Annotated in this window: 10 protein-coding genes; all 10 read left to right on the top strand. The window is 44.6% G+C overall.

The window, feature by feature from the left end; genetic code table 11:
* Positions 1–8 precede the first annotated feature (8 nt).
* Positions 9–584, top strand: coding sequence for a TIGR00730 family Rossman fold protein (locus MY9_RS17435; RefSeq protein ID WP_014665480.1), 576 nt, complete (start codon positions 9–11; stop codon positions 582–584).
* A gap of 199 nt (positions 585–783) precedes the next feature.
* On the top strand, positions 784–1,734 hold the full coding sequence (locus MY9_RS17430) for a LacI family DNA-binding transcriptional regulator (protein WP_014665479.1): 951 nt from the start codon (positions 784–786) through the stop codon (positions 1,732–1,734).
* A gap of 112 nt (positions 1,735–1,846) precedes the next feature.
* Positions 1,847–3,616, top strand: a complete 1,770-nt coding sequence (gene mdxD / locus MY9_RS17425) for a maltogenic alpha-amylase (protein ID WP_014665478.1) — start codon at positions 1,847–1,849, stop codon at positions 3,614–3,616.
* Positions 3,617–3,711: 95 nt separating this feature from the next.
* Positions 3,712–4,965 (top strand): maltodextrin ABC transporter substrate-binding protein MdxE, encoded by a 1,254-nt coding sequence (mdxE, locus tag MY9_RS17420; protein ID WP_014665477.1) that lies wholly within the window; start codon positions 3,712–3,714, stop codon positions 4,963–4,965.
* 38 nt (positions 4,966–5,003) lie between these two features.
* Entirely contained in the window at positions 5,004–6,311 is a 1,308-nt protein-coding gene (mdxF, locus tag MY9_RS17415; RefSeq protein ID WP_014665476.1) for a maltodextrin ABC transporter permease MdxF, read from the top strand.
* The gene (gene mdxG / locus MY9_RS17410) at positions 6,312–7,148 is read left to right on the top strand and encodes a maltodextrin ABC transporter permease MdxG (protein WP_014665475.1); all 837 of its coding nucleotides are present in this window, start codon (positions 6,312–6,314) and stop codon (positions 7,146–7,148) included. It begins immediately after the preceding gene.
* A 4-nt stretch (positions 7,149–7,152) separates the two neighbouring features.
* The gene (locus MY9_RS17405; RefSeq protein WP_014665474.1) at positions 7,153–8,037 is read left to right on the top strand and encodes a DUF1189 domain-containing protein; all 885 of its coding nucleotides are present in this window, start codon (positions 7,153–7,155) and stop codon (positions 8,035–8,037) included.
* Positions 8,015–10,288 carry a glycoside hydrolase family 65 protein gene (locus MY9_RS17400; protein WP_040081737.1) on the top strand — a complete coding sequence of 758 codons (2,274 nt, stop codon included), beginning with the start codon at positions 8,015–8,017 and terminating at the stop codon, positions 10,286–10,288. Before MY9_RS17405 ends, MY9_RS17400 begins: the two co-directional genes overlap by 23 nt.
* Complete coding sequence (gene malL / locus MY9_RS17395; protein ID WP_014665473.1) at positions 10,281–11,966, top strand: oligo-1,6-glucosidase; 1,686 nt, start codon at positions 10,281–10,283, stop codon at positions 11,964–11,966. The genes MY9_RS17400 and malL overlap by 8 nt, the downstream gene beginning before the upstream one ends.
* Positions 11,963–12,637: a beta-phosphoglucomutase gene (pgmB, locus tag MY9_RS17390; protein ID WP_014665472.1), complete on the top strand. Its 675-nt coding sequence runs from the start codon at positions 11,963–11,965 to the stop codon at positions 12,635–12,637. The genes malL and pgmB overlap by 4 nt, the downstream gene beginning before the upstream one ends.
* Positions 12,638–12,667: the final 30 nt, after the last annotated feature.

Here is a 12,667-nt window from a genome sequence, read left to right as displayed (position 1 = left end):
ATGACAAGATGAAAACCATTTGTGTATTTGCAGGGTCAAACCCAGGGGGAAATGAAGCGTATAAAAGAAAAGCGGCAGAGCTTGGCACGTACATGGCTGAGCAGGGAATCGGGCTTGTCTATGGGGGCTCCCGCGTAGGCTTGATGGGCACGATTGCTGACGCGATTATGGAAAACGGCGGAACTGCAATCGGGGTCATGCCGAGCGGTTTGTTCAGCGGGGAGGTTGTTCATCAAAACCTGACTGAGCTGATTGAAGTAAACGGGATGCATGAACGAAAGGCCAAAATGAGCGAACTGGCGGACGGCTTTATCTCGATGCCGGGAGGGTTCGGTACATATGAAGAATTATTTGAAGTGCTTTGCTGGGCGCAGATCGGCATCCACCAAAAACCAATCGGACTGTACAATGTAAATGGATATTTTGAACCGATGATGAAAATGGTGAAATACAGCATACAAGAAGGGTTTTCTAACGAATCGCACCTAAAGCTGATTCACAGCTCATCACGGCCGGATGAGTTAATTGAGCAAATGCAGAATTATTCTTATCCGATTTTAGAGAAAAAGTGGACGGAAATTTAAAAAGATCCTTTATTGTGAAGGACGTATTTGGTCTAATTGCCGGGCAGAGAATGTATTAAAAACCGAGTTTTTTAACAATGTGAGGTTTCCAGAAGGAAATCTCTTTTTTATTTCTCTTTTGCCTGCATGGTATATTTAGCAGTAAAAGAGGACTTTTTCACTAGTTTGGATAATAAGCACAGATAAGGAGGGGATGAAGATGGCAACGTTGTCAGATGTGGCAAAAAAAGCTAATGTTTCGAAAATGACGGTATCACGAGTGATCAATCACCCTGAGACGGTGACAGATGAATTGAAAAAGCTTGTTCATTCTGCGATGAGAGAGCTGAATTACATCCCTAATTATGCGGCAAGAGCGCTCGTGCAAAACAGAACACAGGTTGTGAAACTATTGATTCTTGAGGAAATGGATACGACAGAACCATATTACATGAACCTGCTGACCGGTATCAGCAGGGAGCTGGATCGCAATCACTATGCTCTCCAGCTTGTGACAAGAAATTCTCTCAATATTGGCCAATGTGACGGCATTATTGCCACCGGCTTGAGAAGGACTGATTTTGAAGGTGTAATAAAAGCGTTTGAGAAGCCGCTCGTCGTATTCGGGCAAAATGAAATGGGCTATGACTTTATCGATGTGAATAACGAGAAAGGCACTTTTATGGCAACCCGACATGTGATGGGGCTGGGTGAGCGGGAGGTGGTCTTTTTTGGCATTGATTTAGATGAGCCTTTCGAACGTGCAAGAGAACAGGGGTATATACGGGCGATGAATAAAAGCTTTAAAAAGACGAATATGTTTCGGGTCGACAACAGTTCTACGAAAAGTGAAGGCCTTGCAAGAGAACTGCTGACATCCATGGACAATCAGGCGGCATTTGTCTGCGCATCTGATCGAATCGCGCTCGGCGTCATTCGTGCGGCACAATCGCTTGGAAAGCGAATTCCAGAAGATGTGGCGGTTACCGGGAATGACGGTGTGTTTCTTGATCGCATCTCCTCACCGCGGTTGACTACGGTCAGACAGCCTGTTGTTGAAATGGGAGAAGCCTGTGCGAAAATGTTGCTGAAAAAAATGAATGAAGACGGTGCTGCTCAAGGAAGCCTATTTTTTGAACCAGAGTTAATTGTACGAGAATCAACGCTGTAAGCGCCTTATTCTGTTATCGGTAACAGGGGGAAAAGGATTGTTCCTGCTATTCCGTCATGATACTTTCAAACTATGAGCCGGCTTCAATAACACGGAAATCAAAGGGGGAAACATGATGGAATATGCAGCGATTCACCATCAGCCATTCAGTACTGATGCTTATTCTTATGATGGGCGGACAGTGCATATCAAGATTCGGACGAAAAAAGATGATGCAGATCACATTCGAGTCATTTGGGGTGATCCCTATGAGTACAACGACGGCAGCTGGTCTGCAAACGAGCAGCCGATGAAGAAAATTGCTGCAACAGACGTGCATGACTATTGGTTTGCTGAAGTGGTGCCGCCATTTAGGCGTTTACAATATGCGTTTGTTGTAACAGACGATCATGAAGATATCTTTTTCGGAAGCTCGGGTGTATGCCCTTATAACGAAAAAACATTGGAGACGATCCATTATTATTTTAAATTTCCATTTGTTCATGAGGCTGATACATTTCAAGCGCCTGAATGGGTTAAGTCAACGGTTTGGTATCAAATTTTTCCGGAGCGGTTTGCAAATGGACGAGAAGACTTGTCACCGAAGAATGCATTGCCGTGGGGGAGCAAGGACCCGGGCGTCAATGATTTTTTTGGAGGAGATTTGCAAGGGATTGTTGACAAGCTTGATTATTTAGAGGATTTAGGGGTGAACGGCATTTATCTGACGCCGATCTTTTCCGCGCCTTCTAATCATAAATACGACACGCTGGATTACTTTTCTATTGATACTCATTTTGGGGATCCCGAGCTTTTTCGTACATTGGTCAGCCAGCTTCATCAGCGGGGGATGAGAATTATGCTAGATGCGGTTTTTAACCATATAGGAAGCGCATCTCCGCAATGGCAGGATGTCCTCAAAAACGGAGCTCAATCCCGCTATAAAGACTGGTTCCATATTCACTCTTTTCCTGTCACAGAAGACAATTATGACAGGTTTGCTTTTACAGCTGATATGCCGAAGCTAAACACGGCCAATCCCGAGGTGCAGAAATATTTGCTTGATATTGCTTTGTACTGGATTCGGGAATTTGACATTGACGGCTGGCGTTTGGATGTCGCAAATGAAGTGGATCATGTTTTTTGGAAGACATTCAGGAAGGCTGTATCAGCAGAAAAGCCTGATGTTTATATTTTAGGTGAGATCTGGCATTCTGCCGAACCCTGGCTTAGAGGGGATGAATTTCATGCGGTGATGAACTACCCTTTTACAGAACCTATGAATGAATACTTTGCTGACCAGACGATCCCAGCCTCACGTATGGCCCACCGTATCAATGCACATTTGATGAATGGGATGAAGCAGGCCAATGAGGTGATGTTTAATTTACTGGATAGCCATGATACAAAGCGCCTTTTGACCAGATGCCGCAATGATGAGAAGAAAGCTCGCGCGTTGCTGGCCTTTATGTTTGCCCAGACAGGCTCACCATGCATCTATTACGGAACGGAAATCGGGCTGGACGGTGAAAATGATCCATTATGCCGGAAATGTATGGTTTGGGAAACGGAAAAGCAAAACCAGGACATGCTGCGATTTATGAAACGGTTAATTGCTTTACGCAAGCAGGAAAACACTTTGTTGACTGAAGGACATCTTGAGTGGAAGCTGCTGGATGACAAAAATGATTTTATGAGCTTTTCGCGGACTCTCGATGAAAAAATACTGATTTATTTCTTTAATCAGGGGAATGCGGTTCAACACGTCAGTTTACGAGATTTGAATATTGAAAGGAATAAGAAAATCTGCGATGCATGGACAGAGCAGCCGCTTCATCATCACGATGTCATTGCCGTTCAGCCGGGGGAATTTTTGATTTTGAGTGCTGTCGCCCCAGTATAACATTCTGTTATCGGTAACAAATCGAAAGTTGTTGTAACCGCTTTCTGCAGGACAATACAATTGTTATAGTTTCGTAAATAGAAGGGGGAAAAGAGATGATTCTTTTTAAAAAGGGGTTCGCCATATTGGCGGCATCATTTCTGGCAATCAGCCTTGCCGCCTGCTCAAGTTCAAAAAATCCAGCAAGCGCTGATGGCAAAAAGGTGCTGACTGTGTCTGTCGAGGAAACGTATAAAGAATACATTGAAAGCATCAAAGCAAAGTTTGAAAAAGAGAATGATGTCACAGTCAAAATTGTTGAAAAGCAAATGTTCGAACAGTTGGAAGCGCTTCCTCTTGATGGCCCGGCGGGTAACGCGCCTGATGTTATGCTTGCTGCATATGACCGGATCGGCGGTTTGGGACAGCAGGGGCATTTGCTCGACATTAAGCCCTCTCATACAAAGAGCTTTGGAGAGAAAGAAATGCAGCAGGTGACAGTTGACGGCAAAGTGTACGGAATGCCGCTAGTCATTGAGACACTTATTTTGTATTACAACAAAGATCTTTTAAAAACAGCACCCAAAACATTTAAAGACCTTGAAAAGTTAATGGAGGATCCTCGATTCGCGTTTGCTTCGGAAAAAGGAAAATCAACCGGATTTTTAGCAAAATGGACTGACTTTTATATGTCGTACGGCTTATTGGCTGGATACGGCGGATATGTATTTGGAAAAAACGGCACAGATTCCGGGGACATCGGCCTGAACAACAAAGGGGCTGTGGAAGCGGCGAAATATGCAGAGAAATGGTTTAAAACCTATTGGCCGAAAGGAATGCAAGACAATTCAAGCGCAGACGACTTTATTCAACAGATGTTTTTAGAAGGCAAAGCGGCTGCGATCATTGGCGGACCGTGGTCAGCTGCCAACTATAAAGAAGCTAAATTGAACTACGGAGCAGCTCCCATTCCGACATTGCCAAATGGAGAAGAATACGCCCCTTTTGCCGGCGGGAAGGGCTGGGTTGCCTCGAAATATACAAAAGAACCCGAGTTGGCTGAAAAATGGATTGAGTATGCTACAAATGATGCCAATGCTTACGCTTTTTATGAGGATACAAACGAAGTTCCAGCCAACACTGCTGCAAGGAAGAAAGCCGATGAGCAAAAGAATGAACTGACGTCAGCTGTGATTAAACAATATGAAACAGCAACGCCGACTCCAAATATTCCAGAAATGGCTGAGGTATGGACAGGAGCGGAAAGTTTGATTTTTGATGCAGCTTCAGGAAAAAAATCCACACAAACAGCAGCGGATGATGCTGTAAACACCATAAAGGAAAATATTAAAGAAAAGTATGTGAAATAAAACGGCGGGATAGCGTCCGGAGAATAGAGGGCGGAAAAATGAATAAACATCACACACTTGCAAAGCAAAAACGAAAGGCAGGGCTTTTATCGATCATTCCAGGACTTGGGCAGATTGCGAATCAGCAGTTGTCAAAGGGGCTCTTATTTCTTGCCATCACAGGCTTGTTTGCTTTTGAATTATGCGTTTTCGGTATTCAGGCGCTAACCGGATTGATGACATTGGGAAGTGTTGCCGGTGAAGACCACTCGCTGTTTATGCTGATTGAAGGCACGCTGCAATTGATCGTGACGGTGATTTTCCTCATGTTCTATATCTTTAATATGCATGATTCGCGTAAGACCGCCGCAATGAAAGCGGCGGGTTTGGAGATCAATACATCGGCCAAGGATATGCTCAGTTATGCCGGTGATAAAGGGTTTCCATATCTCTTTACACTGCCGGCATATATCATGATGGTATTTGTGATTATCTTTCCGGTTTTGGTGACTCTGTTTGTTGCATGTACAAACTATGATTTTTATCATATACCGCCTAATCATCTGATTGACTGGGTCGGTTTCAAGAATTTCTTGAATATTTTTTTCCTCGGCTCCTATCGTGAAACATTTGTAAATGTACTCGGCTGGACGGTCATCTGGACCATTTGCGCAACAACGCTGCAAATCATTTTAGGTATTGTGACCGCCCTTTTCGTCAATCAGGATTTTATCAAAGGCAAGCGGATATTTCGAATGATTTTCTTATTTCCATGGGCTGTTCCGGCGTTTATTACAATCATGAGTTTTTCCAACATGTTTAACGACAGCATAGGAGCGGTGAATGCACAGGTGATTCCACTATTCAATCATCTGCCGTTTGTTGAGCTGCCTGCGATCGCGTGGAAGACCGATCCTTTCTGGACAAAGACAGCCCTCATTATGATTCAGACGTGGCTCGGCTTTCCATATATTTATGTCATGGTAACGGGAGTGCTTCAGGCGATTCCAGGTGAATTATATGAAGCGGCAAAGATTGACGGGGCCACTTTTATTCAGCGTTTTCGGCATATTACATTTCCGATGATTTTATTTGCGACAGCACCCGTGATGATTACTCAGTATACGTTTAATTTCAATAATTTCTCGATCATCTACTTATTTAATGAGGGAGGGCCAGGCAGTGCGGGAGCCGGGGCCGGGTCGACCGATATCTTAATTTCGTGGATTTATAAACTGACAACAGGCACATCACCCCAATATTCTGTTGCGGCGGCTGTGACACTGTTAATTTCTTTCATTGTCATTGGAATTTCACTGATTGCTTTCAAAAAATCGAATGCTTTTGGCAATGAGGAGGTTATGTAGGTGAACGCGAGAACTGCCAGATTCCTTAGTAGAATCTGTACGTATTTGTTTTTAACGCTTTTAAGTATTGTCATTATATATCCGTTGCTGATTACGGCATCATCAGCCTTCCGTGTGGGGAATTCGGCGGCTTTTCAGCTCGATTTTTCGGGGGCTTGGACATTGGATCATTTTAAGCGGCTATTTGACGAAACGCTTTATCTCAATTGGTACAGCAATACACTTGTCATCGCGCTATCGGTTATGGTTTTGCAGGTTACAATCGTGACGCTTGCCGGGTATTCGTACAGCCGCTATCGGTTTGCAGGCAGAAAAAAGAGCCTGATATTCTTTTTAATCGTTCAAATGGTGCCAACGATGGCAGCGCTGACTGCTTTTTATGTCTTGGCGATGCTGATAGGCGCACTCGATCAATACTGGTTTTTGACAGCCATCTATATCGGCGGCGGAATACCGATGAACACGTGGCTGATGAAAGGTTATTTTGATACTGTGCCGAGAGAAATTGATGAAGCCGCGCGAATTGACGGAGCGGGCCATCTGAGGATTTTCGCTTCAATCGTTCTGCCGCTTGTTAAGCCAATGCTCGCGGTGCAAGCGCTTTGGGCGTTTATGGCACCGTTTGGCGATTATTTGCTGGCAAAGTTTTTGCTTCGCTCACCGGAAAGGCTGACCATTGCTGTAGGGCTGCAGTCCTTTATTTCAAATCCGCAGCAGCAAAAAGTCGCTCTATTTGCGGCTGGTGCCATCCTTGCCGCACTGCCGATATGCGTTCTATTCTTTTTTCTCCAAAAGAACTTTGTGTCCGGTTTGACAGCCGGCGGAACAAAGGGGTAATTCAATGAAGAATCTGGAGAATAAAAGCTTTATCATCCGCTGCCTGAAGGCGGTTGCATCTCCATCAGGTGTTTGCCGCTGGGGGAATACCTTCAGCTGGCTGCAGCTCTCTTTTCTCTTTATGTTTGTAACGGCCTCCTTGATGGCACCGTTGACAGTTTCGTTTCTGAAAATGGATCGTTTCAGCGTTGCATCTTTCGTGCCGTCAGCGATTCAAAAGGTGAATGATACATTTGCTGATCAATTACAAGGTGTTCAAATCAGAAACGGAAAACTAACAGGCGTGAAGAGCTCTGAGAGGATTGAAGATGGGCAGAATGTGATGGCGGTCGATATGAAGCATGAATATGAGACAAGCGGTGAAAATGGGCGATTGAAAGTGAAGGGATTTGACAACGCCATCGTATTTCAGCCTGATCGACTGGTAATGACCGATCAAAACGGAGCAGGGTTTTCTGTTGGCTATGCAAAAATGGACGTTAAGCTCGAGAATCCAAACGCCCATGATGTAGAGGTTTTGATCGATACATTGTGGTTGGCGCAGTATAAGCCGATGATTATGCTCCTGGCATATGCGGTGATTGTTATGATCCAGCTGTTTGTAACGGTTGTTCTTGCCGGAGGCCTTTGGATCACAAAAAGATCAAACATGGTCTCTATTGCGTCATTCAAGGAAGCGGCATCTATAGCGATTTGCGCTTCAGCACTGCCGGCATTTGCGGCAGCTGCTATCGGCCTGGTTCATTTTGACTTAATTACTGTATTGATGATCCATTCGTGCGGCGTCACTTTGATGATCACTTTGGCATTTAGATATTTGACAAAAACCCGCCGTGATAATGGAAACTTACATTCGGGAGGAAATGATGATAAATCAGCGGTTATTTGAGATTGATGAATGGAAAATCAAAACAAATACATTTCAAAAGGAGCACATGCGGCTGCTGGAAAGCCTGACGTCTCTTGCCAACGGCTATATGGGGGTCAGAGGGAATTTTGAAGAAGGATATTCAGGCGACAGTCACCAAGGCACATATATTGCAGGCGTGTGGTTCCCTGACAAAACGCGAGTAGGCTGGTGGAAAAACGGGTATCCGGAATATTTCGGTAAAGTAATCAATGCGATGAACTTTATGGGCATAGGCTTATATGTTGACGGTGAAAAAATTGATCTCTATCAAAATCAAATCGAATCATTTGAGGTGGAACTCAATATGAAAGAGGGGATTCTGCGGCGAAGCGCTGTTGTCCGCATTCAGGATAAAACCGTCAGAATCAGCTCGGAGCGATTTCTTAGCCTTGCTGTAAAAGAACTTTGCGCGATTCATTATGAAGCGGAGTGCCTGACGGGAGATGCTGTCATTACGCTTGTTCCATACCTGGATGGAAATGTGGCAAATGAAGATTCTAACTACCAAGAACAGTTTTGGCAGGAAGAAGTGAAAGGGGCTGATTCCCACAGCGGCTATTTAGCGGCAAAAACGATCGAAAATCCATTTAGAACACCGCGTTTTACTGTTTTAGCCGCAATGGCAAACGTGACAGATGGCTTTGTCAGTGAAAGCTCTCAAACAGCCGGGATGTATGTTGAGAATCGCTACAGCTACCAAACGAAGGCATCTTTGAAAAAGTTTATTATCGTCACGACTTCCCGTGATTTTCGGGAAGAAGAATTGTTAACGAAAGCTAAGGAGCTTTTGGCGAATGCTGTTGAGAACGGTTACGAAGAAGCAAAACGGAGGCACACTGATCAATGGAAGGAAAGATGGTCAAAAGCGGACATTGAGATTAAAGGGGATGAGGAGCTTCAGCAAGGAATCCGCTACAATATCTTTCAGTTATTCTCGACATACTACGGGGGCGATGCCCGTTTGAATATCGGGCCGAAAGGATTTACTGGCGAGAAATATGGAGGTGCCGCCTATTGGGACACAGAGGCTTACGCTGTTCCGATGTATTTGGCGACAGCCGAGCCAGAGGTGACGAAAAACCTGCTTTTGTACCGCTATCATCAGTTGGAGCCTGCTAAACGAAACGCCGAAAAATTGGGGATGAAGGGGGCCCTTTATCCGATGGTGACGTTTACAGGGGATGAATGCCACAACGAATGGGAGATCACCTTTGAAGAAATTCACCGCAATGGCGCGATCTGCTATGCAATCTACAATTATATCAATTATACAGGCGACCGCGGCTATATGGAGAAATATGGGATAGACGTTCTTGTGGCAGTCAGCAGATTCTGGGCCGACCGCGTTCACTTCTCGAAACGAAAAAACAAGTATATGATCCATGGCGTCACAGGGCCGAATGAATATGAAAACAACGTTAACAACAATTGGTATACAAATGTCATTGCGGCTTGGACGTTGGAGTATACATTAGAAAGTCTCGAAAGTATCTCAGCGGAGAAACGCCGCCTTCTTGATATACAGGAAGAAGAATTGAGCGTCTGGAGAGAAATCATCCAGCACATGTACTATCCGTATAGTGAAGAACTGCAGATTTTCGTTCAGCATGACACATTCTTGGACAAAGACCTGCAAACAGTTGATGAATTAGATCCAGCTGATCGGCCTCTTTATCAGAATTGGTCATGGGACAAAATTCTCCGCTCCAATTTTATTAAGCAGGCAGATGTTCTCCAAGGCATGTATTTTTTTAATGACCGTTTTACAATGGAAGAAAAACGGCGACACTTTGAATTTTATGAACCGATGACTGTTCATGAATCAAGCCTATCGCCATCTGTCCATGCGATTCTCGCAGCCGAACTCAGGCTGGAACAAAAAGCGCTCGAATTATATAAGCGCACAGCAAGGCTTGATCTTGATAATTACAATCATGATACGGAAGAAGGCTTGCATATTACTTCAATGACGGGAAGCTGGCTGGCAATTGTTCACGGTTTTGCGGGCATGCGCACCGCGAATGAGACGCTGTCATTTCATCCGTTTTTGCCGAAGGAATGGGACGGCTATTCATTCAACATCAATTATCGAAACCGATTACTCAATGTGACGGTTGACGAAAGGAGCGCCGTGTTTGAGCTTGTAAAAGGCGAGCCGCTGCATATGAAAGTTTATGCGGAACCGGTTGTCCTAAAGGGACGATGTGAAAGGAGAATCCCTAATGAGTGAATGGTGGAAAGAAGCTGTCGTTTATCAAATTTACCCGCGCAGTTTTTATGATGCCAATGGAGATGGATTCGGGGATTTGCAAGGTGTGATTCAAAAGCTGGATTACATCAAAAATCTCGGGGCGGATGTCATCTGGCTCTCCCCGGTGTTTGATTCCCCGCAGGATGACAACGGCTACGATATCAGTGACTACAAAAACATGTACGAAAAGTTTGGGACAAATGAAGATATGTTTCAGCTGATAGATGAAGTGCATAAACGCGGAATGAAAATCGTCATGGATTTGGTTGTGAACCACACGTCGGATGAACATGCCTGGTTTGCTGAAAGCCGTAAATCGAAGGACAATCCTTACCGGGATTATTATTTTTGGAAAGATCCTAAACCGGACGGCTCAGAGCCGAATAATTGGGGATCGATCTTTTCAGGCTCGGCGTGGACATACGATGAAAGGACAGGACAGTATTATTTGCACTACTTTTCGAAAAAACAGCCTGATTTAAATTGGGAAAATGACGCCGTTCGCCGGGAAGTTTATGATGTAATGAGATTCTGGATGGATAAAGGCGTTGACGGCTGGCGAATGGATGTGATCGGCTCCATTTCCAAATACACCGATTTTCCGGACTACGAAACGGATCACACCCGCAGCTATATCGTCGGCCGTTATCATTCTAACGGCCCCCGTCTTCATGAGTTTATTCAAGAAATGAACAGGGAAGTGCTTTCTCATTACGACTGCATGACGGTCGGAGAGGCAAACGGCTCTGATATTGAAGAGGCGAAAAAATATACAGACGCAAGCAGGCAAGAGCTGAATATGATCTTTACATTTGAACATATGGATATTGATACAGAACAAAACTCGCCAAATGGGAAATGGCAGATCAAACCGTTCGATTTGGTTGCCTTAAAAAAGACGATGACAAGGTGGCAGACCGGGTTAATGAATGTCGGCTGGAATACCCTGTATTTTGAAAACCATGACCAACCGAGGGTTATTTCCCGCTGGGGCAATGACGGGAAGCTGCGTAAGGAATGTGCGAAGGCATTTGCAACCGTTCTGCACGGCATGAAAGGAACGCCGTTTATTTACCAGGGAGAAGAAATCGGTATGGTTAACAGCGATATGCCGCTGGAGATGTATGATGATCTTGAAATAAAAAATGCAATTCGTGAGCTAGTCGTTGAAAACAAAACGATGTCAGAAAAAGAGTTTCTCAAAGCCGTGATGACAAAAGGACGGGATCATGCGAGAACACCGATGCAGTGGGATGCTGGAAAACATGCGGGATTCACAGCCGGAGCCCCGTGGATACCGGTAAATTCCCGCTATCAAGCTATCAATGTGAAAGAGTCCTTGGAAGATCAAGATTCCATTTTCTATTACTATCAGAAGCTCATTCAATTACGAAAGCAATATAAGATCATCATATATGGCGATTATCAGCTGCTGCAGGAAAATGATCCGCAAGTTTTTTCTTACCTCCGAGAATATCAAGGGGAAAAGCTTCTCGTCGTTGTGAATTTGTCGGAAGAAAAGGCGCTGTTCGAAGCGCCTCCGGAACTGATTCATGAGCGTTGGAAAGTGTTGATTTCGAACTATCCGCAGGAGCCGGCTGACTTGAAAAGTATTAGCCTCAAACCTTATGAAGCTGTGATGGGCATTAGCATATGAGAGCTGTCATTTTTGATTTAGACGGAGTGATAACAGATACAGCTGAATATCATTTTCTTGCTTGGAAGCACATCGCAGAACAAATCGATATCCCCTTTGACAGAGACATGAATGAAAGGCTAAAAGGAATCAGCCGAGAAGCGTCACTTGAAAGGATACTTATTTTTGGCGGAGCGGAAAAAAAGTATACAAATGCTGAGAAACAAGAACTCATGCATCAAAAGAATCAATATTATCAAACGCTGATCAGCAAATTGACGCCGGAAGATCTTTTGCCGGGGATCGGCAGGCTTCTATGTCAATTAAAAAACGAAAATATAAAAATCGGGTTAGCATCCTCTAGCCGCAATGCCCCCGAGATTTTAAGACATTTGGCAATTATTGATGATTTTGATGCCATTGTTGACCCGGCAGCTCTTGCGAAGGGGAAGCCCGATCCTGAAATCTTTTTAACAGCTGCAGCGCTGCTCGATGTTTCCCCGGCTGATTGCGCGGCAATAGAAGACGCAGAAGCAGGCATTTCCGCAATCAAATCCGCAGGGATGTTTGCGGTTGGAGTCGGTCAAGAACAGTCGATGATTGGTGCTGACCTGGTTGTGAGGCAGACGAGTGATCTGACACTTGAGCTGTTACACGGGGAATGGGAGCAGTATAGAATCAAAAGTGTTTAAATAAAAAACCTGCAAGAGACGCAGCTCCTG

Source organism: Bacillus sp. JS, from assembly GCF_000259365.1.
Classification (GTDB): Bacteria; Bacillota; Bacilli; order Bacillales; family Bacillaceae; genus Bacillus; species Bacillus stercoris.
The sequence above is the reverse complement of the archived record's forward strand: the minus strand, read 5'-3'. Positions and strand labels throughout refer to the sequence as shown.